Annotated in this window: 23 protein-coding genes and 2 pseudogenes; 7 read left to right on the top strand and 18 right to left on the bottom strand. The window is 59.2% G+C overall.

The annotated features are described in order from the left end of the window. Nucleotides 1–220 precede the first annotated feature (220 nt). Together IF803_RS37300 and IF803_RS37295 are read right to left on the bottom strand one after the other, a co-directional pair. Nucleotides 221–592, bottom strand: coding sequence for a hypothetical protein (locus IF803_RS37300; RefSeq protein WP_026193324.1), 372 nt, complete (start codon nucleotides 590–592; stop codon nucleotides 221–223). A 27-nt stretch (nucleotides 593–619) separates the two neighbouring features. Continuing rightward, nucleotides 620–1,021: a hypothetical protein gene (locus IF803_RS37295; RefSeq protein WP_196238221.1), complete on the bottom strand. Its 402-nt coding sequence runs from the start codon at nucleotides 1,019–1,021 to the stop codon at nucleotides 620–622. Nucleotides 1,022–1,437: 416 nt separating this feature from the next. On the opposite strand from IF803_RS37295, the gene IF803_RS37290 reads away from it, so the two are divergent. Continuing rightward, nucleotides 1,438–1,632, top strand: a complete 195-nt coding sequence (locus IF803_RS37290) for a hypothetical protein (protein WP_245288866.1) — start codon at nucleotides 1,438–1,440, stop codon at nucleotides 1,630–1,632. Between the two features lie 225 nt (nucleotides 1,633–1,857). On the opposite strand, the gene IF803_RS37285 is transcribed toward IF803_RS37290, so the two are convergent. From IF803_RS37285 to IF803_RS37255, 7 genes are all read right to left on the bottom strand, one after another. Continuing rightward, nucleotides 1,858–2,667, bottom strand: coding sequence for a transglutaminase-like domain-containing protein (locus IF803_RS37285; RefSeq protein WP_028343616.1), 810 nt, complete (start codon nucleotides 2,665–2,667; stop codon nucleotides 1,858–1,860). 135 nt (nucleotides 2,668–2,802) lie between these two features. After that, nucleotides 2,803–3,687 carry a transglutaminase family protein gene (locus IF803_RS37280; RefSeq protein WP_028343617.1) on the bottom strand — a complete coding sequence of 295 codons (885 nt, stop codon included), beginning with the start codon at nucleotides 3,685–3,687 and terminating at the stop codon, nucleotides 2,803–2,805. 226 nt (nucleotides 3,688–3,913) lie between these two features. After that, nucleotides 3,914–4,669, bottom strand: a complete 756-nt coding sequence (locus IF803_RS37275) for a DUF1236 domain-containing protein (RefSeq protein WP_028343618.1) — start codon at nucleotides 4,667–4,669, stop codon at nucleotides 3,914–3,916. Nucleotides 4,670–4,787: 118 nt separating this feature from the next. Continuing rightward, nucleotides 4,788–5,036, bottom strand: coding sequence for a hypothetical protein (locus IF803_RS37270; protein ID WP_028343619.1), 249 nt, complete (start codon nucleotides 5,034–5,036; stop codon nucleotides 4,788–4,790). A 48-nt stretch (nucleotides 5,037–5,084) separates the two neighbouring features. Further along, complete coding sequence (locus tag IF803_RS37265; RefSeq protein ID WP_028343620.1) at nucleotides 5,085–5,438, bottom strand: CsbD family protein; 354 nt, start codon at nucleotides 5,436–5,438, stop codon at nucleotides 5,085–5,087. Between the two features lie 150 nt (nucleotides 5,439–5,588). Beyond that, on the bottom strand, nucleotides 5,589–6,095 hold the full coding sequence (locus IF803_RS37260) for a hypothetical protein (protein ID WP_051448086.1): 507 nt from the start codon (nucleotides 6,093–6,095) through the stop codon (nucleotides 5,589–5,591). A gap of 50 nt (nucleotides 6,096–6,145) precedes the next feature. Continuing rightward, nucleotides 6,146–7,222 (bottom strand): fatty acid desaturase, encoded by a 1,077-nt coding sequence (locus tag IF803_RS37255; RefSeq protein ID WP_028343622.1) that lies wholly within the window; start codon nucleotides 7,220–7,222, stop codon nucleotides 6,146–6,148. 424 nt (nucleotides 7,223–7,646) lie between these two features. On the opposite strand from IF803_RS37255, the gene IF803_RS37250 reads away from it, so the two are divergent. Further along, nucleotides 7,647–7,847, top strand: a complete 201-nt coding sequence (locus tag IF803_RS37250; RefSeq protein ID WP_028343623.1) for a hypothetical protein — start codon at nucleotides 7,647–7,649, stop codon at nucleotides 7,845–7,847. Between the two features lie 51 nt (nucleotides 7,848–7,898). Here IF803_RS37250 and IF803_RS37245 read toward each other — a convergent pair whose 3' ends face one another. Continuing rightward, nucleotides 7,899–8,675 carry a sensor histidine kinase gene (locus IF803_RS37245; RefSeq protein WP_028343624.1) on the bottom strand — a complete coding sequence of 259 codons (777 nt, stop codon included), beginning with the start codon at nucleotides 8,673–8,675 and terminating at the stop codon, nucleotides 7,899–7,901. Nucleotides 8,676–8,773: 98 nt separating this feature from the next. Then, a complete protein-coding gene (locus IF803_RS37240; RefSeq protein ID WP_028343625.1) occupies nucleotides 8,774–9,154 on the bottom strand; it encodes a response regulator in 381 nt (126 codons plus the stop codon). A gap of 841 nt (nucleotides 9,155–9,995) precedes the next feature. Here IF803_RS37240 and IF803_RS37235 point away from each other — a divergent pair. Further along, a complete protein-coding gene (locus IF803_RS37235; RefSeq protein ID WP_240536844.1) occupies nucleotides 9,996–10,286 on the top strand; it encodes a DUF1488 family protein in 291 nt (96 codons plus the stop codon). A 222-nt stretch (nucleotides 10,287–10,508) separates the two neighbouring features. On the opposite strand, the gene IF803_RS37230 is transcribed toward IF803_RS37235, so the two are convergent. From IF803_RS37230 to IF803_RS37215, 4 genes are all read right to left on the bottom strand, one after another. Next, entirely contained in the window at nucleotides 10,509–10,823 is a 315-nt protein-coding gene (locus IF803_RS37230; RefSeq protein WP_028343627.1) for a hypothetical protein, read from the bottom strand. Nucleotides 10,824–11,282: 459 nt separating this feature from the next. Next, complete coding sequence (locus IF803_RS37225; RefSeq protein ID WP_028343628.1) at nucleotides 11,283–11,795, bottom strand: hypothetical protein; 513 nt, start codon at nucleotides 11,793–11,795, stop codon at nucleotides 11,283–11,285. Nucleotides 11,796–12,504: 709 nt separating this feature from the next. Next, a complete protein-coding gene (locus IF803_RS37220; protein ID WP_035632845.1) occupies nucleotides 12,505–12,747 on the bottom strand; it encodes a hypothetical protein in 243 nt (80 codons plus the stop codon). 939 nt (nucleotides 12,748–13,686) lie between these two features. Further along, the gene (locus IF803_RS37215) at nucleotides 13,687–14,082 is read right to left on the bottom strand and encodes an ATP-dependent DNA ligase (protein ID WP_240536845.1); all 396 of its coding nucleotides are present in this window, start codon (nucleotides 14,080–14,082) and stop codon (nucleotides 13,687–13,689) included. A 38-nt stretch (nucleotides 14,083–14,120) separates the two neighbouring features. Between IF803_RS37215 and istB the strand changes: the two genes are divergently transcribed. After that, nucleotides 14,121–14,960, top strand: coding sequence for an IS21-like element helper ATPase IstB (istB, locus tag IF803_RS37210; protein WP_304497099.1), 840 nt, complete (start codon nucleotides 14,121–14,123; stop codon nucleotides 14,958–14,960). A gap of 1,146 nt (nucleotides 14,961–16,106) precedes the next feature. Here the strand turns inward: istB and IF803_RS37205 are convergent. Beyond that, nucleotides 16,107–16,298, bottom strand: a complete 192-nt coding sequence (locus tag IF803_RS37205; RefSeq protein WP_016844172.1) for a CsbD family protein — start codon at nucleotides 16,296–16,298, stop codon at nucleotides 16,107–16,109. Nucleotides 16,299–16,631: 333 nt separating this feature from the next. Here IF803_RS37205 and IF803_RS37200 point away from each other — a divergent pair, with 333 nt between their 5' ends. Both IF803_RS37200 and IF803_RS37195 read left to right on the top strand, forming a co-directional pair. Continuing rightward, nucleotides 16,632–16,808: a hypothetical protein gene (locus IF803_RS37200; protein WP_168388417.1), complete on the top strand. Its 177-nt coding sequence runs from the start codon at nucleotides 16,632–16,634 to the stop codon at nucleotides 16,806–16,808. Between the two features lie 459 nt (nucleotides 16,809–17,267). Beyond that, nucleotides 17,268–17,670 (top strand): annotated as a pseudogene (locus tag IF803_RS37195) (transposase); the annotation flags it as partial. A gap of 473 nt (nucleotides 17,671–18,143) precedes the next feature. Here the strand turns inward: IF803_RS37195 and IF803_RS37190 are convergent. Beyond that, a pseudogene (locus tag IF803_RS37190) lies at nucleotides 18,144–18,475 on the bottom strand (transposase); the annotation flags it as partial. A gap of 58 nt (nucleotides 18,476–18,533) precedes the next feature. Next, nucleotides 18,534–18,668, bottom strand: coding sequence for a DUF1003 domain-containing protein (locus IF803_RS37185; RefSeq protein WP_245288601.1), 135 nt, complete (start codon nucleotides 18,666–18,668; stop codon nucleotides 18,534–18,536). A gap of 405 nt (nucleotides 18,669–19,073) precedes the next feature. On the opposite strand from IF803_RS37185, the gene IF803_RS37180 reads away from it, so the two are divergent. Then, nucleotides 19,074–19,427, top strand: coding sequence for a hypothetical protein (locus tag IF803_RS37180; RefSeq protein ID WP_232208625.1), 354 nt, complete (start codon nucleotides 19,074–19,076; stop codon nucleotides 19,425–19,427). The last annotated feature ends 41 nt before the right edge of the window (nucleotides 19,428–19,468 follow it).

Here is a 19,468-nt window from a genome sequence, read left to right as displayed (position 1 = left end):
AGTTCGTCGGCAGCGTCAGATGTGTATAAGAGACAGTAGCCTTCCTCGCGCAGAGCGTCGACCACCAATTCGCGGACAAGTGGATCGTCCTCGACCATAAGTATTCGCACTGGTGGCTCCTCAATACTCTTGACAACCGTTGCGAGTCTGGAACGGCCCAGCCTTGATAGGGTTCCGCGGCGACGCTGCCAACGTCGCAGCATTCTCGGAGTTCTGAGACTCAGGCCATCCTGTGAAATGCCGGTGGCAACGTCTTTCGAACCAGTTCACTCAGATCCAGCGCCTCGCCGCTGTCCGCAATGTCGGAGAATAGAACCTCGACGAAGGGATGCTGTCGGTTGAATGCCGCGCCTCTCCGGTATTTCGCGCTCACGATCCGCTGAAGTGCGGGAAGGTTCAGTCTGCCAAGCGCATTGTATTGATCGCGAAACAGGCTTTGTCGCCCTCCACGATGCTCGATGGAGTCCGCCCAGACGTCCATCACCTTCCGCCCAATAAACGCTTCTACGCCATCATTTCCATCCTGAGCAAGAAGCCTTAGTCCATCCATGACGTGTGGTCCGTCATCGACCCGAAACTGTGTAAGCGACATGGGAGTCCTCCTGTTATCAGCGTCCATCTACATCGGCGGGCAGTCGTGGACTGCTCCTCCCTCGTTGTCCCATCGCGACAGCGCCAGGGCACTTGATCTTGCATCGGCAGGCGAGTCTTCTGTCACCGGTAATTTGCCACGACCGGCATCATCCTTGTGGTTGTGAAGAAACCGGGCGATTTGGCTGCGGAGCGCCGATGTCGCCAGTAACTTGCCGACCGACCCCGCAGTGTCGAAGATCTGCCGTTGCAGCGTCGTCGGCAGGGCGTTCCATCGTATGATGATGGCCGCGCCCAGACACCGCAAAACACGTTCTTCTTGGGCCGCAAGGGCTGCACCGTACGAACGGTTCTGATCCGGATCGGGCGGGTGCTTGGTCAGTTCGCCGTGCTTGGCTTCTCTCGCCCGAGATTGCTGAGATCTAAACATGCCGGGCCCCTTTCGTTGAAAGTCGCGGCCCCTTCCGAACAACCCCCGATGGGGTGATCAGACTCAAATAGATATGGGGATCAAGGGTCCGGACAACGAGCCCAAGGTCCAAATAAACTTGCACGATAGTTGGCATCGTTTGGCGTCCAGTTGTGTCGTGCAAAGAGCATTGCCGCGACAGCGGACTGCGGTGATCCCGTCAAACTCCTGGTCGTGAGCAATATTGACCAGCGGGCGGCGCTGCCGGGTCCATACTGCTGCGATCGCCGTGGACGCCGATCGGTGAGAGTTCGATAGTGCCGCTACCCTTATTCTGCAGGGGGCGAGCGTGCTCGGGTCACAAGCCAGGGCCCCCAACACTTCACGCGACGCGGCGACCGGTGCTGGCTTTCGAGCGCCACACTGAGGACGATGAAATGACAACGCTGCCGCGCAACGATCTGGATCGTCACGATTGGGCTACCCGGGCATCCGAGGCTCTGGCGCAAGCAAAGCAGTTGCCGGCCGGAGCGATGCGATTCGAAGCCATCAGAAAAGCCGAGCAACTTGGCCTTGCCGCTGAAATGAGGAAATGGCTGATACCGAAGAAGCCAACGGCGCCCCGAAAGTGACTGGCTGACGGCGATCTCGGTTTCGAAGCGGTGAAGTGCTGATTTGGGCGAGAAGCCCAGGCCCAGAGAGCAAGACCAGAAGGGCTCTCCTAAAGGAACGGCCCCAGGGCGTGGGGGCGCGCTGGGGCCGTCATTTCATCGGATGCGTGGGGGCACTTGCATCCGGTCGCCCGTTACCAAGCAACGCCGCCGACATTCGTTCCAGGAAAGCCGCAAGTCGCGTTGCTAGGAAGTGATCTCGTCGGTCCACACCTTAAAGCTCACCAGGGTGTTGGGCCCGAACGTCTGCGTAATCGGAACGTCAGCAGCGTCACGTCCCAGGGCAATCAGGATGCGTCCAATCCGTGGCACGTTGTTGCGCGGATCGAACGTGTACCAACGTCCGCCAATGTAGGCCTCGAACCATCCGGCGAAGTCTCCTGGGGCATAGGGGGGCGGCATGGCGATGTCGCCCAAATAGCCGGTGCAGTACCTTGCCGGAATGTTCATGCAGCGGCAGAACGTAATGGCCAGATGCGCAAAGTCGCGACAAACGCCCTTGCCCTCGTGGTACACTTCCCGGGAGGTCTTGGTGGCGCGCGCGTGCTCGTAGCCGAATTGAATGTGATTGTGGACGAAATCGCAGATCGCCTGAACGCGCGCCCATCCGGGCGGCTGCTTCTCGAAGAGCTTCCACGCGGTGTCGGATAGCTGGTCGGTTTCGCAATAGCGACTGCCGAGAAGATACACGATCGTCTCTGCCGGCAAGTCCTCGACCGCGTGTTGGGAAGCCGAGGGCACGGTGGCGTCCGGCAAGCCCGTGTCGCGAATGATGCCATCAGCCGCCAGCCGCAGTCGACCGGCTGGAGCAACGATACGGCTGCACCAGTTACCGAAGCCATCGCGGTATGGGTTGATCGCCACCGGAGGATCAGTGGTCAGATAGTCAGGCACGATAACGTCGGAAGCCCGGGTAAAATGAACGCCCAGGACCATGATCATGGGTGTGGGTTGCGGAAACTCGTAGACCATCTCATAGCCGACCCGGATCTTCACTCGGCGTCCTCCAAAGTCGAGAAGGCTGCTCGACTACTTCGATTTTGTGTGTGCTCACCCTACACTCGCGACACAGCGCGGCGCGAACCCCAACGCCCTGGTGGTACTTGTGTTCCAGCCACTTCATCACAGCAGCTACAATAGAGCCGACGCCGTTTTGACGTTGACCTCCACATTCATCCCAAGCTCGTCCTCGCGACTTCCCCAATAGGTGCCGAACAGGGGAATGGCCTGGCTCGGGATTCTGGCCACCGCGACGCGAATTAAGTCCCGGTTTCCGACGATGCCGTTGGTCGGATCGAACTCGACCCAGCCCGAACCGGGGACGTAAATCTGGCACCAGGCATGAGTGGCTCCCCCACCCAGCCAGGTAGGTCCATCGCGATCCGGTACGTAGATGTAGCCCGTGATAAAGCGCGCGGCGAAGCCCAGACTGCGTGCGGCTTCAATCATCAAAACGGCAAAGTCCCTGCAGGTGCCTTTCCTCAGTTCAAGTGTGGTGGAGGGAATTTGAGTTCCTGGCGCCGTGCGGCGGTCATATGCGAAGCCATCCGAGATTGCTTCATTGAGGGTCATCAGGAGCTGGCCCGTCGGACGTTTCGTCCCCCGCGTGAGAAAGGTGTCCAGCCACCGGCCAACATGATCTTCCGGGTCGGAGAACCATCTCTGAACATAAGGTGCCAGGTCAGGCGCCTCTTCGTCATGATACGTGAATGGATGGTCCTTCGCGTAATCCTCAATCCTGAAGTCCGGGGCGTTCTCCGGAGTGTGGTCAACCTTGATTTCACAGTCGAATCGCAAGTAATCGCTCGCGCGGTCAAATTCGATGTGCGCGACGCAATTCCCAAAGACATCATGAAGCCATCTCACCTCTGAGGGCTTCGGCGTCACATCGAGCGAGAAGTCAATCAGTCGTTGATCGAAGCTGTCCCGCGGACGTGCCATTAGCTGATGCCGGCCGAGCCTTACCTCGCGCTCGTACCGGTACGTTGTACTATGCCGGACGATGAAGATCGCCATGATGTCGCCGGTCGACGAGGGTTAAGGGCTCACGATTCGCTCGGTTGATGGCGACGATCGCATTCCGACGGGAAATGTATCTGAATTTGCCGACAACTGACGAGATCTTCGGAAGGGCGTGGCGCAAGTGATGCCAGGACAGGTTCGCATGTCTGGTTGACCCATACAACAAGGGCGGCTCTCGAGCCGCCCTCGTAACTGCCTGTCATACGCCTGGCGTGGTCGCCTAGCCTTCGATGATGTAGACGATCTCGTGGGTGCGCGGGCGAAGAACGATGTACCTTCCGTGCACGAGGATGAAATCGTATCCACGCCATTCCGGATAGATCTCGACGATACGTGCTGGCATCGGGTAATAACGGACGCCCGCCGGCACGGCCGTTCCGACCGAGAGGTTGAAGTTCACGTTTGCAACTTCCTCGACCTTCTCTTGCTTCATCGCCGAACTGATCTGGGTGCGCTTCTCGGCGGGAGGCGTCGCTGTCGCTGCGGTTGCGGCGTTGCCGGTCGTCTTGTTGTCCGAGGTCGAGGGCTTGGTCTCGGCAGTCGGAGTCTTCAAGTCCTTCGAGGTCGCGGCCGAATCAGACGATTTCGTCTTGCTTTCGGCTTTCATCTCGCTCGCCGCCTTGCCGCCCGAAGGCGACGTCGTTTCGGCGGCCGGATTCTTTAGGTCCTTCGTGGCGGCCGGCGTCGTCGACTCCGAGGCCTTCGACTTGCCATCGGCCTTCATGTCACCGGTCGTTTTCGCATCCGGCTTGCCCTGCGCATGTTGGGGCGCCATCTCCTTTGACCCAGCACCTGGGGTAGCCTTCTCGACTCCCTTTGCCGCCGGTGCATTCATCGGCGCCGCAGGATCACCTTTCGGCGAAGCGGCCGTCGGAGAGTCCTTCGCCGCTCCTTGGTTGGCGCCTTGAGCTGTCGCAAACCCGGTTGTGGCCAATAGGGCCGCAACGGCCGCAGAAACCATTAATGACTTTCTCATCTGATTTTCCAATTCAAATTCAATCTATGCCGACGGAGCCGGCCATAGGGTGCAACGGCTCCGACCTCCTAGAGTTCCGCTTTCTCCGATTGACCCATCACTCGAGCTGCGCAAGCCGTCATCGACGGCGGGCGATGGCAACTCCCAGCAGGAAGGCGACCAGCAGAGAGCCAAGAGGGGCTTCGCGCGCGATATTGCTCAGGATGCTCAGCGGCATTCCTGGCTTTCGTCCCGCTTCTATCGCACCCGCAACCCGATTGGCCGTTCCCTTCACGGCGTCGGAGACTTCCGCGATAGGAGATTTCGGCTCTGAAGCAGGATCCAGGCTTTCGTAGGGGAAGGGGGCGAGCGGGATGTCGTCACTCATGATTCAATCTCCAATCCAGCATTTGCTCGGCTGCACCCGTCCCAAACGCTATCGTGCGCGCCGCGTCGGGCGCGCCAGCCATTGCGCCAACACAAATCCGATCGCGCCGGCGATCAGCATCGAACCGAGCGGATTATCCTGCACTTTCCTCGCGATCGCTTGTGTGCCGTCGCGGAAGGTCTCGCCGCTGTTCTCATAGGCGTCCTTGGCGTAGTCGGCGGGGGCATCCGTAACGTCGCGCGCTGCGTCCTTGGCTTGGCCGTACAGGTTCTGCGCGGTGCCTTTCGCCTCGCGGAGGCGGCCCGCTGCCTGGCTCTTTGCATCTCCGGCGATATCGCCGACGGTGCCCTCGAGCTTACCGGCGAACTCCTTCGCCGAACCGGCAATGCGATCGTTCTCCATAGCAGATACTCCCTGGGGTGAAAGTCTCGGCGAGCTAACTGGCAGGACCCCGCGACGTTCCTGCGCGCACAGAGCGCGGCCTGCAAATGTGGTTGCGATCTGAGCTCCCAGCAGTCCACGCCTGCCGCTCGACCGCGCCGAAGAGGCGGATCAAGATCGCCAGGAAAGCAGCTTTCGCTTCTGCGCAGCCTTGAATTCCAGGGCATGTCGTTGAACAGCGCGCTTGGCATTGAAGCTCCAGCCGCGCACGAGTTGCCATGCCGGCAGGGAAGCGACCCAGTCCTGGCCTTGGCAAAACCTGTCGTGGCACCAGGCGAAAGCAGGAATTGACATCAGCTTGTCGCGGTTGACGCAGAAGAGCCACTCGATGAGCAGGAGTTTGAGAAGCTCGCCGACGATGAGGAGCGCAAACCCGCGACCGATGTGCCCGGTCGCCGTCAGGTAGGCCGCGAGAGGCTTGACCGGTTCAAGCAAGATGACCGGCACGAGGAACAGTGCCAGAGCCGGATACGGGCGAAGCGACTCGATCCACGCTCGTACGCGCTTGAAAACCCAGCAGTTCGCCAACCGGCGAAAGACAGGTTTGAAGAGAGTGAAAAAGACCGCGTCCACCAGGAAGTAGATGGCTGCGATAAGAAACACAAAGGGTTTGAACATGCGGCTCAAGCTGGTTCTCCAATGAACCAAGCGCGAACCCATCGTTAAGTTCACGAATTCAAGCGGCGAATTCCAGGACCCGCAACGGAACCATTGTTCTGCGTCCCCTTATGGCGCGCGACCAGACCTATTTCGGCGTCCCGGAACGAAATGAGCCGTCGCTCCTTCTCGTCCCACAAGGCCTTCGGCACACATCGCAAGCTCTGGACGAGGGTGATTCGGCCCACATTTGCGAGTTCCGGATGATCCCGGAGCACGTCCGGCAGCCGATAGCAGGGAATTCGACTGCATAGATGATGGACGTGGTGGACGCCGATGTTCGCGGTGAACCAGCGCAAGACCCATGGCAAGTGATAGTGCGAACTGCCATAGAGCGCAGCTTCGTGAAAGCTCCAGGCTTCATCGCGTGACCATGAGGTGTTCTCGAACTGGTGTTGAACATAGAACAGCCAGACGCCGATCGACGCAGCCAGAATCATGACCGGCAGATGCACCAGCAGGAATGGCCCAAGGCCTACCAGTCGGATCATGCCGGCGACCAGAACCGCGATGGCGACGTTCGTGCCCATTGTGCTCAGCCAGGGCTGCCAGCCGTTACGCATCATCCCAATCGGCAATCGATGCCGCAAGATGAACAGATATGTCGGGCCCACGCCAAACATGACGATCGGATGCCGGTACAGGCGATAGAGAATCTGGCGCCATCGAGACTGAGCGGCAAACTCGCTCACGGTCAATGTGTCGATGTCGCCCGAACCTCTATGATCGAGATTGCCAGAACTCGCGTGATGTCGCGCATGGTTGCGCCGCCAATAATCGTAGGGAGTTAAAGTGAAAATGCCGATGGCTCGGCCGATCCAATCGTTTGCAAGCCGGCTGCGAAAGAAAGACCCATGGCCGCAGTCATGCTGGATCATGAAGAGACGAACGAGCAGGCCTGCCGCGGGCACGGCCAGCAGCAGGCCAATCCCATGGCCGCGGACAACGCCGACGAGCATCAGAGCCCAGATGACAGAAAAGGGTACTGCCGTGATCACCAGCTCGAAAATGCCTCGCGCGTCATCGGGTTGGCGATACCGGGCGAGCGGCGCTGCCAGCGCGCGGGTTTCCGGTGGATGTTGAACCATCTCTAGCTGCTTTCGGAGTGGACCCGCCAAAGCCAAGGCCGCGACATTATCGACGACCGGAATGATCACGACGAGCCCGGGTTCGGCACGAGGTAACCAATGACACCGAGCACCGCGCCGATAAGCGACGCGGTGCTATCGCACGACATGCGATGATCAGATCCAATGCTAATCCGCATCCGGATGTCTTGCTGAGCAATATTGCTCAGTCAGAGCCAGCGCTTGAAAGCACGCGGGTTGAACGAGGCTGCACGGTCTACGAATGCCGCGAATGCGGGCCGGACCTCTTTACCGATCTTGCAATCACTTCTCGGAAAATGTGAGCAATATTGATCAGCGGCCGGTCAGGTGGTGCGCGATCTTGGTGCTTTGCCGTCCGATTCGCTTCACGACTACAGGTGACGACCCCGCAAAGGAGCATCACATGCCCGAAATCTTCGCACGCCCCGAGCCCTCGCTTATTCCGATCGCAAGACCGCGCTGTCCGAAGTGCCAAGGCCGCATGACGCTGACCCGGATCGAATCGGACCACGGCCATCCCGACCTGCGACCTTTCGAATGCTCCAATTGCGAACTCGTCTGCCGGCTGACGGCAGATGAACAAGTAAAATCGCTCAAGACCTAGGGGCCCGAAGCCCGAAAAGGGAGTCCACTCACGCGATACGTCGCGCACGAGCTATGTGGCCGGGGTGCTCAGTGCGGCTATCGGCGCTTCGAACGTGTACGAAAACCCCGTCGACGCATAGGTTAGTTGCACGTCACCCCGCAACTGCTTGCCCAGGGTTTCGATCAGCCGTGTTCCGAAGCTGCGCTTTGCGGGCGGCTGGACGATCGGGCCATTCTTTTCGGTCCAGGTGAGGTGCAAGCGTTGTGTCGCTTGGTCCACCGTCCAGATGATGTCGACGCGTCCCTCCGGGACCGACAGGGCGCCAAACTTGGTGGTATTCGTGCAAAGCTCGTTGAGCGTCATCGCGACGGCGATGACGGCACCGGACGCCATCCGGATATCGGGTCCCGTGATCGAGAATTTCGATTCGTCGGGATTGTCGAAGGCTTCGATGGCGCTGCGAACGACCGTGCCAAGATCGGCGCTGGACCATTTTGCCTGCAGAAGGAGATCGTGCGCCCGGCCGAGTGCCAAGAGCCGGCCCTCGATGGCGCGCTGCGCGTGCTCAACCCCCTGCAGGTTGCGCAGGCTCTGGGAGACGATTGCGGCGACGGTCGCGAGCGTGTTCTTGATGCGGTGGTGCAGCTCTTCGAGGATCAGCTTCTGCAGCTTGTCGGATCCCTCGCGCTCTTTGGCGTCGATGCCGGCCTTGGCAAGCAGACTCCTTGTATTGATCTCAGCTTGCGCCAGGAGTAGCCGCAGGCTGACATTCTCTGCCGCCAGGAAGTCCTGCCGGAATTCTGCGCCGCCCGGGCGCTTGTCTGTGCGGAGATCAACTTCGAGCATTTGCAACTGTATCACCCCGGGCTGGGTACCGCACTTGATTTCCGCCGAGCGTTCGCATTGAAGCGTCTGACGGCAGACAGCGCCAAAAACCACGAGATTCAAGCGTGGCCAATCATGCTGCGTAGCTCAGCTATGATTTGCCAGGCTTGGAGTGGTTTGCCAAAAAATCTGCTGCAGGGGGGAAGATCGATGCTCGATGGGTTCAAATGCCCCGACACCAGGATGATCTTGATCGCCGGCCAACGCTTGTGCACGGTACGCGCAAGACCCAGTCCGTCCATGCTGCCGGGCAGCTGGTCGGTGCACATGAGCGCGATGTCGGACCTGGATTCCAGGATTGCGACGGCTTCGTCGGTATCCAGAGCTTCAAGCGGCGTGTAACCGGCGTCTTCCACCATGTCGACCGCGCGCATGCGGAGCATCATCTCGTCCTCTACGACGAGAACGACGGCCGGACTGCGTGAAAGATCGGGCACCATCGGATGGGCATCCACGGAAAAACGGGTGTGACTGAAACAAGCGATTGATCTGAGACAAGCATCTCGGTGCCCCTACGATCCATGCCCAGGTGCTGTTTTCACTAATTATCCGAGATTGGGCCTGAACGGTGGAGCGCGGGAACCGTCATTTTGCTGGCACGCCGACCCTGCCGCTGAAATGCTCGAGCATTTCAGCGGCGTTCTCCAGGATCTTAGCCATTTTCATCGCATCCGCGCGCTCGTCTCCCGGCGGCATCTTGCGGGCTCTATCCAGGGCGTCTGCCGCCCGGATGTTCAGCTTGCAAGCTAACGACGATTGGACTCGCTTGACTGGCCGGAATGAGCGGTTGGCTTGAGCTGACGGCGCAGGCCCACCGAGGGAAACTACCACTGAATAAGCATCGCAGCAGCGATCAGCAGCACAAAAAAGACCGGCAGCAGTACCGGAGGCACCAGCCACTCGCGAACGCTGAATTTGGAGATATCTGACATAGTAACCGCCTCTAGGTCGCGGCGGGAGCACAATGCTCTCAGTCACCGATAACAGCCGAGGGGTGGGCGGTGATGTCTAGGATATAGTGCCGATCCGCAGAATAACGAGGCCAGGCGCAACTATTTGCTGTGACAGGATCGAGCGGGGTTGTAATCCGCTTCCAGCATAGCCATTTGGAGGCTGGCGCAACCGGATCGCTCCAAACTCCCTCCCTTCGCGCCAAGCTTTGGCTACAGCACATCTTGTCAGCGTATCGACCGGTTGCACGCGAGTGCGTCGGAGACAGGATCGGCTATCGCCATCGAATATGCCGCGACGCAAATCGCGTGCAGCCGGCACGGAGGTCTCGTGCTCCGACAACTGATCGGCCCCGGCAACATGATCGAGTTTCCGAACCATAGCCGGTCATATGACCGCACGCGGCGTGCCGTACGATTTTGGGGACACGACAGCGCTATTGAGGCATCGTTTTTCATCAACGAAAATGCGCTGAAGCGAATTCAACCGGATATCGGTTGCGATGAGCCGGGCTTCCTCCGCGCATTCGATTCCAACCGTGACTTGATCTGCGCCGCCGCTGCCAAGGTGTACGTCCGCGGCAGCAGAGGCTCTTACGACCTGGTCCCCGCAAATTTTTGAACCGATCGTGCTTCTGGACTTCGCCTGATCGGCGAAACTGCCGATGTGCTTCGACCTGGCCATCTGAATACTCTCGACTGGCCACGAGGGGTAGCGGCAAAGTTTAACCGAGACTGCGCGTCAGACGCCGAGTGAAGCGTTCGATCTATGCCATTTGAAGATGGCCTCAATGAAAATGGCCGCGGAGTACTCCGCGGCCATTCATAGATATCCCGTCGTCTCTCAGTAGCGGTCGGTCCCGATTCCGACGCTCACGCCGGGAGCGCGGAAGCCGACGCCGGCACGGTCGTCATAGCCGCGCCGCTCGATGTAACGCTCGCGAGGAGCATATCCGTAAGCATCGCGCCCGTCGCGGATGATAACATGGCGTTCGCCGCGTTCGCGCCAGCAGCGACCATCTTCATTGCAGACCATGCGAACGTTTTGAATGTTGCTCTCCGGTGCAATCGATACACTGGCGGAAAGTGGGGCGGCTGAAGCGGCGGTCACAATAAGCGTACTTGCGGCGGCTACCAGAGTGATTGCGAAGGTTTTCATAATAGCATTTCTCCAAAGGTGATTGTGTCAGTGAGCCAATGGGCTCGCGACAGGATGGTTCCAAGAACTCGAATGTGAATATTTTTAGCGCAGGTGCAGGCGAGGAGCAGGGACTCCAAGTTGAAGGCGGCTTGATACCCACATCCGTCGGCTTGCTAAGCAATTGATGCCAATGCCGCACGCCGCAGTTCGTTCTGATTGCGCTCACCGGTCGCAGCACGAGCGAGGATGTTCTGCGCAACCTGCAAACGGTTGGAGGTCGTGAGCACAGTGGGTGAGAATGACCCTATCGCATCCTCAAAAATTGCTTTGAAGCTGGCAAGCTCTTCTGGAGAATAGACTACACGTGATTCATCATCCTAATGACTTTCCCTATTTGCTACGTCTTGTCGGTGTGCCCTCTCACTGTCGCGCGCTAAAAAAATCGGCCAGCGGCGTCGGTCCAATTGCCATCGGAAGTTACTCCCTACCAGCTTCGGCCACGGAGTTGCGCGCGATGGTACCGGCAGCAATTTGAACTGAAGAACCGATTGCCCAACAGCCTGCGATCACAACGATCGAACCGTGAGACACGACCTGATCAACGACAATCATGCTGACAGATAGAAACGCTGCAATCGCGGCAATGAATGTGCCTGCTGCGCTGAAGATCTCAGCCGCATCGGTGTGGCTCCGCTCTTCCGGGAGCCCCTGAGCACGATGGCGAGGTAGGTCGATGCCGATATAGAAGCTAAAAGCTCCGTAGAGCATCAGCAGCAAGATGAACCAGACACTTCCAAACAGTTCGTGTTCGAGGCGCATCAACGTTGCGGCCACGTACATGCCGCACGTGCCTCCAATCGTGGCGAGTCCAATCCTTTCAAGGAAATGCGCCGATTTGATGAGGGGAGAAGGAGCGACCCATATGGTCGCCGCGCCATAAGTGTACTTTGCCGCAGACAGGGCACTGGGAACTACATTGCTCATTTTCATGTCGTTCTTCCTTCTGCGATTACCTGACGCGCGCGACGTGGTCGGCACTCCCGTGTTGTTTGGAACAGCAATTTTGGAAAGAGTTTGCCTACCGACGGCAATGCGCTGCCATTTAGATGGAGGCGAGGACTTCGGTGCGTCGCCGTTTTGGCAGCTGTCGGGCAAGCAATCCGCTTGACCGCTACAAAGACGCTACTCCGTTTCGGGTCCAACGCCTAATCAATAATGACTGGCAATGGAGGCGGTCTGAAAAATCTGCGGTGTTATGCCTCCGACGAAACTCTCTGAGTCGCCGCAATCCCACAAGGGATGGCATCGCAGCGCGAGGTCGTACGCGCTGCGCCCAGCGGCCGATGCGAAGTGGGCTCGCTGCATTCCCGCGATTAGTATTACCGCCTCTTGGCCTGCGGAATGGATTAAGGCAGCGCCACCTACCAATGAGGTGAGCTTTCAAATGCCAAGCAGATTGTGCCGTTGGCGAAGCGCGCAGGTGTCACCGCTTCCCGCAGCTTGTCACGAGGTCTGTCCGAGGTGCTACTGCACGGGCTCTCCTAGGTGACTGAGGGTGTTACGCTCCCGCCGTGATGGCTAAAACATACAGCCAGAACGACGCTGGCGCAGCCAGAGCACTGGATCTCGCATCGGCAGGCGTGCCTTCTGTCACAGGCAATTTGCCGCGACCGGAATCATCCTTGTGGTTGTGCAGAAATCAGGCAATCTGCCCGCGGAGCTCCGCTGTCTCCACCGACCTTCCAACCGCCCCGGCGGCGTCGAAGATCTCCCGTTGCAGCACCGTCGGCAAGGCGTTCCATTGCATGATGAGGGCCGCGCCAAGACAACGCAGAATGTACTCCTCGTCAGCCGCGAGGGCTGCGCCGCGGGGATGGTCCTGCTCCGGGATGAGAACGGAGCCGTTGCAAGCCTCCGCGAACCCTCGCTTGTCATCCGTCAAAAAGACGAAGCCGTCCCTTCAGGTCTTGAATTTACGCGTTTCCTAAGCTGAGAACCCTTGACGAGTTCGCCGCGCGCGGTTGCCCTTGGGCGATGCTGCTCGGATGTGAACATGCAGAGCCCTCTCGTTGGTTGACCAGGACAGATATGGATATGGGGATCGAAGGTTCGAATAACGAGCCCAGGCGCAAATAAGATTGCCCTCGGAGCGCGCGGATAGGCTTTGCTGTGCGTCCAACCGTCCCGCCTGGCAAAAAGAGCCGCTGCGGCGGACTGCAATTAGGAACAATTCACCACCATCTTCGACCGCATCGTAGTTGCGAGCGATGGCGTCCTTCATCGCGAACCTCTCTGACAGTTTGTCCGCCGATAACTTCGGTCGACATTCAGATCTGATCAGGTAGCCTGCTTAATTCGCCGAGCTGCGCTTTTCCGGTTTAGCTCACTCGACGGACTCTGCCAGACCGGCTCGACCGGTCCGGTTCGTGCCAAGGGCGACGCCGCAGGCTTGCCCTGAAAGAGGCCACCATCTGCGGCGGCCTGAAAGGTTCGACATGATCCGAAGATCAATGAGCATACCTGTCCGGGATGCAATGGAAGGGGCTTCGCTGCGGTGATGCTGCCAGTGCAACCGGGCCAAAAAATCTACCCCACGAAATGCAAGCCCCGCGAGGGCAAGGGCAAAATCACCGATGCCAACTGAGGCGGCCTTCGCCATTCGCGGGAAATTTATGTCGGAGCGCGCAGGCCGGGCGAAGTCAGCGTATCTTCGTTTATGAAAACGGTGCCTCAATAGCGCTGTCGTGTCCCCCAAATCGCACGGCAGGCCGCGTGAACGACTATGGTTCGGAAACTCAATCATGGTTGAGGCCGAATAGTTGTCAGTGCACGAGACTCCGGGCCTGCCTGCGCGCGACTTGCATCGGGGCTTTGCCACAGTCTATCCCATGACGCACTCGCGCGCAGTCGGTCGATAAACTGACAAGAGGCGCGGCTGCACCTTATGGTCGTGTTGCCCGCTGTGCAGCGCGTTGAAGTCGCTGATGCCGTCCACCCCAAGGATCACGGCCTCGCCATCGATCACAAACCTCTTTTGGCGGTTCCTCAGCGCGGCCTCAGCAATCCAGGGATAACGCTTCGTCCAGTCGCTGCCGTTGCGGGAGAGCAGCCGGACGCGCTCGTTTTCCCGGATGACCAGCATCCGATGGCCGTCGTGCTTTACCTCATGGATCCAGTCCGGCCCTGGCGCGGTCCGCCGGGCTGAGATCGCGGCGGCGGTGCTGGCGCCGTCCTCACCGCCGTCGTTGTTGCGCCCTCTTGCCGAATACGAAGCCATGGTCGGAGGAAGCTTCTGATGGCGCGGCAAAGAAGATAATGGAAGCAACGACCGATCCGCTCGATGCCATGCTGGCGCGACTGCAGCTCTCCGGCATCTGCGATCAGCTCGACAGCCTGCTCGACGAGGCGGCGCGCGCGAACCTGTCGGCGCGTGAGACACTGATCCTGCTGTGCGAGCGCGAGATTGCGCGCAAGGATCATCGCCGTATCGAGATGGCACTAAAACTTGCACACTTCCCGGCCGTGAAGGAGCTTGCGGGCTTCGACTTCGAGGCGCAGCCGTCGATCGATCCGAAACAGATCCGCGACCTGCCCGCGTCACGTTGGATCGCCAACGGTGAGAACGTGCTGCTGCTCGGCCCACCGGGCGTCGGTAAGACGCACCTGTCGATCGCGCTCGGGCGAGAGGCGATCCTGGCCGGTTACACGGTGCAGTTCACAACCGCGACGACGCTGGTCGCGGGCCTTGCCAAGGCACATGGCGAACGGCGTCTGGACGAGAAACTGCTCGCGCTGTCGAAGCCAAAGCTGCTGATCGTCGACGAGCTCGGCTATCTGCCGCTGGAACCCGACGCGGCACATCTCTTCTTCCAACTGGTCAGCCGGCGCTATGAAACTGGCGCCATGCTGATCACCTCGAACCGCAGTGTTGCCGAATGGGGCACCGTGTTCGCCGGTCCCGTGGTCGCCACCGCGATCCTCGACCGGCTCTTGCATCACAGCCACGTGCTGACGATCCGCGGCGATAGTTACCGGCTCCGCGCCAAGCGAAAGAGCGGCCTCATCCAGCCGCCGCCCGCCGGTGACGGCCCTCCGGTCGGCTCCGCCTCCCTCCGGCCCGTCACCGGCGGAAACAACCTTCAACCGAGATCATAACCCAGATGGTGGGGGCAGTTCTTCATGACGCAAAGGGGGCAGTTCCGGATGGCGTTTGATACCTAGGACGCGCGGCGCGAGTAGGGGATAGCAACAAAGTATGGCTTTGGCTGTTCACATGCATGGAAGCGCATCTTCTGCAGGTCACTACTGACGATGGCGAGTGCCGGTTTTGGTTAGCAGCCGGTACGGAAGAAGAGGCCGTTCAGCTCGTCTTGGATGCCATCCCGGAGGGATGGACCGCCAAACTAATCGATCGCGGGGGCACCGCCCCGGAGCAAGCTGCAGCGCTCGGCCTGACTGTTGGACTCGCGCCAGGAGAAGCCCGCGAGGTAAGCAGAGGAGTCGGGCTTAGCTGATACGCAGGCGTTTCTCCGCCGCCTCGATCTGCGAGCGGGGAAACCGGCCAGATGAATTTTGAAGCTTTAGCCCACAAGGAGCGTCAGATGAACGAACGACGTGAGCTATATCGTAGTACCAACGGCGACGCTTGATTTCTGGGACGCGAGCCGGCCAATGGCCATGCTTTCATCATTCATCAGCCAAATGCGCCTTCTGGCGGCCGACTGACACACATTGAACTCGGCGATTTCTTGCGAAGGGAGCCGAAAGGACCCGAGCACCAGGCTCTTCTGCGCCTGATAGGTACGCTAGTGAACGTGCCACCGTACGCTTAGGGCGTACCAGCAGCGTTAGAGCGGCCTAGCGCTCATTCCGCATATACGGGCTGTTCTCCGAGACCATAAGCAGAGACGGATCGGATATCGGCACACCTTGCAGGTCAATCGAGGCGTTTGAAAGGATCTGCGTGCAGATACTCGCCATCAAAGCAATTGACGACCAAGCGCCGATCACCATCCAACGCTCTCTCCGCATACGAATCTTCCTGAGCAGAGCTCGTAGCGGCCAACGCAAGCATTGACTAGCTGTTCCTACAGGATGCAAACGCTCCCTCACGCTTGGTGGCTGATAACCTCAGTAAGGAAGAGCAGCGAACGGCCGGCGCACACGAAAATTGAGGTTCGGGGCGAGGACGGGCCTTTCCAAGCCTCGCGCCATTTCGGAATCAAAAGATCCAAGAAGCCGTCTCCCCACCAGAAAAGAGAGGGCCGCCCGGAGGCGGCTAGTTTTTGTCTTCTCTTCTGCTTATTTCTTGAGGGCGTCAGGGGCGTCCCGCGCTGCATCCTTCACATCTCCCGCCGCATTGTGGGCAGATCCCTTGGCCTTGTCGATCTTGCCTTCGGCTTCCATGTCCTTGTCGCCAGTGAGCTTACCGGCACCTTCTTTGATGGCGCCTTTTGCCTTGTCGGCAGCGCCCTTCACATGTTCGCGGTCCATGATCGTGTCCTTTGCTGTTGGGAGAGCACACAACGAAAGCGTTGCGCAGTGGTTCCTCCTGCGGAGGCCCGCTTAAGGCCGCCGGCGTCGGACGCCTCGGCATATTGAAGGCAAGCCACCACTAAATTCTCGTCGCCTGGCGGGCCGTTCTAACCGACTCGTACTCTTATGGGGCGCGCCGGCCGGTCGCCGAGTCCGCGCAAGCGGATGGTCAAAATTGCTCAGACCTGGTCTGCCACAAGTGTTAACAACACCCATCACCGTCCGGCGCATGGCTTCTATCGGTGCTGAGAACCCCAGTTGCGCTCCCGCCTAACCGAACAGGGAGCACCCATGTTCAAGCAATCATCGATATTTCAATACCGCTTAGAGGACGAGGCAATTGACTTGCGCAAGCAGGCTGAGGGTATGGCTCATGGCGGTCGACGCAACGAACTTTTACTGATCGCAAGCCGGATCGAGACCTCGGTTAAATGGCTGGATTCACCCGGTCTGCGCGCTCCGACATAGACTACTAGCGCAGAGAGGCGGCACCAGCCGGTAGCCTCTCGTTCACGCGCGTGGCCTTTGTTTCTCGTTTTCTGGAAGGTTCCTATGGGCCGGGCGGCTGGCCTATCTCCGTGGCCTAATTTGATTCTGGGAGTGGCCTGTTTTGAATTTGGCCAGATCTGAGGAACTGGAATGCAGTTGCCAAACCATTTGTGGTGCCTTGATCAATTTTGCTCAGTTTTGATCTGCCATGCCTGCAAGGATGCCATGGCCGGAACATAAATCCGAGGGCAATGATGATCAGCGTTGCACTGTGCCAGGAAGCTGCGGACCACTATTCTACACTGTCCCGTCAGGCTAGCCCTTCCGAGGATCGCGCCGCCGTCCTCAAGAACATCGCCCGAACTTTGCGGGGTTTAGCCGGTCAGCTCGATAGGCTGGCGTCTCTTGAGAGAACCTTGGGCAAGTAAGGCCGCCTCAGTTGAAAGGATTCCGTCGGCGAGAACCATCGCGCGCCTGATGACCATCGGCCGAGACTTGCTCACGAAAGCGGAGGCCGTCACGGTCTCGGCGATCGAAGCTGGTGTACCAACCCTGGTCGAGGCACGCGAGATCATCGCCGAATTCCACCTGATGATCCGACGCAAGACCGAGGCGGGCCTCATCCCATGGATCGAGCGCGCCCGCGCCAGCGCCAGTCTCGTCGCCTCGTTCTCCAGCGGCGTCGCGAAGGATGAGGCGGCGGTACGGGCGGCAATCACTTCACCATGGTCCAACGGCCAGACTGAAGGTCAGATCACGCGCCTCAAGCTCGTCCGACGTCAAAATGTACGGCCGCGGCAAAATCGATCTGCTTCAAGCCAGACTAATTCGTTCAGAATAGTCGGCGCTGCACCAAACTTGCGTCAGAGCCAATATTGCAGGCCGAATGACAAGCAGGAGGAGCCGGCGCGCGAGGCAGCCGATCGTGGATTCCAGGATCAGCTCATCACCCGTGTGGGCGAGATGACTGGTGTCGCGCTCCCCAAGGATTAGGGATCACGAGCTGGGCGTCACCTCCATCCAAACACAGTCCCCCGGATTCCTACGGAGCGATCGCCATCTATCGTTTACGCACTGCTGGTACGATATCTCCCGCATGGGCGGCGACATCGATCCTCAAAATCAGGCTGAGGCGGCGATGAAGGAGGCCGTCAACGCCGATGGTTTCCAACGGCAGCGTTGGATTCAGGTCGCGCAGGCCTGGCTCGAGCTCGCTCGGCCGGCAGAGGGTAGGTACCGTTATGGACGAGAGAAGGGCACGAACGTTTATAATGGCAGCGGCCTTGACCTTGCTCCCAAATCCCGTTTTGAGTTCACCGGCCAGATCGCCCGGTGCTTCGCGATGAAGACGAACTTCATGTCGCTTCCTTCGCGAAGAAAGCTGCGGCCTTTTTTAGGATATCCCGCTCGGCCTTCAGCTTAGCGACCTCACGGCGCAACCGCTCGATCTCGTGCTGCTCGGGCTTCATCTGCCCATGACCGGGAAAGGCCTGTACCGGATCGGCGCCAAGCTCCTTCACCCACTTGCGCAGAACATTCTCATGAACATCCAGGTCCCGGCCGGCTTGCGCCACCGATACCCCGCGCTCCCGCACCAGCTTAACCGCCTCGACCTTGAACTCGCGACTGAACTTCCGTCTCTTCATCGCCCACCTCCGGCTTCATGAAACACCTGATCTCGGTGTCCATCAAACCGGCAGCAGCTCAAATCTCAGATTGGCGGTTTTGGCTCATCATGATGATGGGCGCTGCGTAAGCCGCCTGGAAGGAAAGAACCAAGTTCAGCAAAATGAAGGGAAAAGGGTCCCAATGTCTGATGAATGCTATCATGTTCAGCATGATCCAAATGCCAAGAAGGACGCTTTGGATGATGATGAAGCACCAAGAACCAACTGTTCAGCGACCCGGTCAGCAAGCATCGCGCCCGGCGTCAGTGCGAGCTTGGGTAAGTTGCGGGCTGGCTTTTGAGTCCGGAGTTCTCGCAGCCGCTCCTGGTCTTCTGGACTGAGGTGGACTTATGGGTTTGCTCATTGGTCATTTGTTGCATCCACAGTTGAGAAGGGTCTACGGGCCACGGGAGGAAGCTAGTACTACCATCGACGGCTGTTGCCTGATCTCTGTTGCCGAAAATCCGTGAATCTGAATCAGGCGGGCAGTAGCTACAAAGGCGACGAGGCGTCCTGCGCTGGCCGCGACGCCGGGTTCGCAAGGCCGCGTCGGCCAGCAGAGGAAGGAGTGATCCGGATGACTATACCAGCGAAAGCCGAGGCGCCGCCGCCGACCGTCTTCGTTTTGGAGATCGACGGTCAGCCCATTCTGGCGTTCAGAGCTGCGACGATTCGTCAGGCCAGAGAACTCGGCAAGGAGGACTGGCTGCAAGATGATTTGAAGCGAATGATGGTCGGACACAGGCCGCTTTGGAATGGGAAGTCGCCGATCAGGGTGCGTCGCGCCAAGCCAGAAGAAGAAGTGTACTACGTTGACGCGAAAACGGAGAATGCTGCAGGCGATTCGCCTTTGGTCTTTCTGGTTCGGCGGGACGATCAAGCGGATGCAGGTAGTCCCGTCACCCGTGGATCATTTCCGCCCCGGAGATGATTTCGAAGTAACACCTTATCGGCGGACTGGGCGGCCTCGTT

Source organism: Bradyrhizobium sp. UFLA06-06 (assembly GCF_054820065.1).
Note: the sequence above shows the minus strand (reverse complement) of the source record. Positions and strands in the feature narration are given on the sequence as shown.

What these genes read in the sequence shown, in the direction of transcription:
- IF803_RS37300 (WP_026193324.1), bottom strand. Translation starts at nt 592, where the DNA reads ATGTCGCTTACACAGTTTCGGGTCGATGACGGACCACACGTCATGGAT.
- IF803_RS37295 (WP_196238221.1), bottom strand. Translation starts at nt 1,021, where the DNA reads ATGTTTAGATCTCAGCAATCTCGGGCGAGAGAAGCCAAGCACGGCGAA.
- IF803_RS37290 (WP_245288866.1), top strand. Translation starts at nt 1,438, where the DNA reads ATGACAACGCTGCCGCGCAACGATCTGGATCGTCACGATTGGGCTACC.
- IF803_RS37280 (WP_028343617.1), bottom strand. Translation starts at nt 3,687, where the DNA reads ATGGCGATCTTCATCGTCCGGCATAGTACAACGTACCGGTACGAGCGC.
- IF803_RS37275 (WP_028343618.1), bottom strand. Translation starts at nt 4,669, where the DNA reads ATGAGAAAGTCATTAATGGTTTCTGCGGCCGTTGCGGCCCTATTGGCC.
- IF803_RS37270 (WP_028343619.1), bottom strand. Translation starts at nt 5,036, where the DNA reads ATGAGTGACGACATCCCGCTCGCCCCCTTCCCCTACGAAAGCCTGGAT.
- IF803_RS37265 (WP_028343620.1), bottom strand. Translation starts at nt 5,438, where the DNA reads ATGGAGAACGATCGCATTGCCGGTTCGGCGAAGGAGTTCGCCGGTAAG.
- IF803_RS37260 (WP_051448086.1), bottom strand. Translation starts at nt 6,095, where the DNA reads ATGTTCAAACCCTTTGTGTTTCTTATCGCAGCCATCTACTTCCTGGTG.
- IF803_RS37255 (WP_028343622.1), bottom strand. Translation starts at nt 7,222, where the DNA reads ATGGTTCAACATCCACCGGAAACCCGCGCGCTGGCAGCGCCGCTCGCC.
- IF803_RS37250 (WP_028343623.1), top strand. Translation starts at nt 7,647, where the DNA reads ATGCCCGAAATCTTCGCACGCCCCGAGCCCTCGCTTATTCCGATCGCA.
- IF803_RS37245 (WP_028343624.1), bottom strand. Translation starts at nt 8,675, where the DNA reads ATGCTCGAAGTTGATCTCCGCACAGACAAGCGCCCGGGCGGCGCAGAA.
- IF803_RS37240 (WP_028343625.1), bottom strand. Translation starts at nt 9,154, where the DNA reads ATGGTGCCCGATCTTTCACGCAGTCCGGCCGTCGTTCTCGTCGTAGAG.
- IF803_RS37230 (WP_028343627.1), bottom strand. Translation starts at nt 10,823, where the DNA reads ATGAAAACCTTCGCAATCACTCTGGTAGCCGCCGCAAGTACGCTTATT.
- IF803_RS37225 (WP_028343628.1), bottom strand. Translation starts at nt 11,795, where the DNA reads ATGAAAATGAGCAATGTAGTTCCCAGTGCCCTGTCTGCGGCAAAGTAC.
- IF803_RS37215 (WP_240536845.1), bottom strand. Translation starts at nt 14,082, where the DNA reads ATGGCTTCGTATTCGGCAAGAGGGCGCAACAACGACGGCGGTGAGGAC.
- istB (WP_304497099.1), top strand. Translation starts at nt 14,121, where the DNA reads ATGGAAGCAACGACCGATCCGCTCGATGCCATGCTGGCGCGACTGCAG.
- IF803_RS37205 (WP_016844172.1), bottom strand. Translation starts at nt 16,298, where the DNA reads ATGGACCGCGAACATGTGAAGGGCGCTGCCGACAAGGCAAAAGGCGCC.
- IF803_RS37200 (WP_168388417.1), top strand. Translation starts at nt 16,632, where the DNA reads ATGTTCAAGCAATCATCGATATTTCAATACCGCTTAGAGGACGAGGCA.
- IF803_RS37185 (WP_245288601.1), bottom strand. Translation starts at nt 18,668, where the DNA reads ATGCTGAACATGATAGCATTCATCAGACATTGGGACCCTTTTCCCTTC.
- IF803_RS37180 (WP_232208625.1), top strand. Translation starts at nt 19,074, where the DNA reads ATGACTATACCAGCGAAAGCCGAGGCGCCGCCGCCGACCGTCTTCGTT.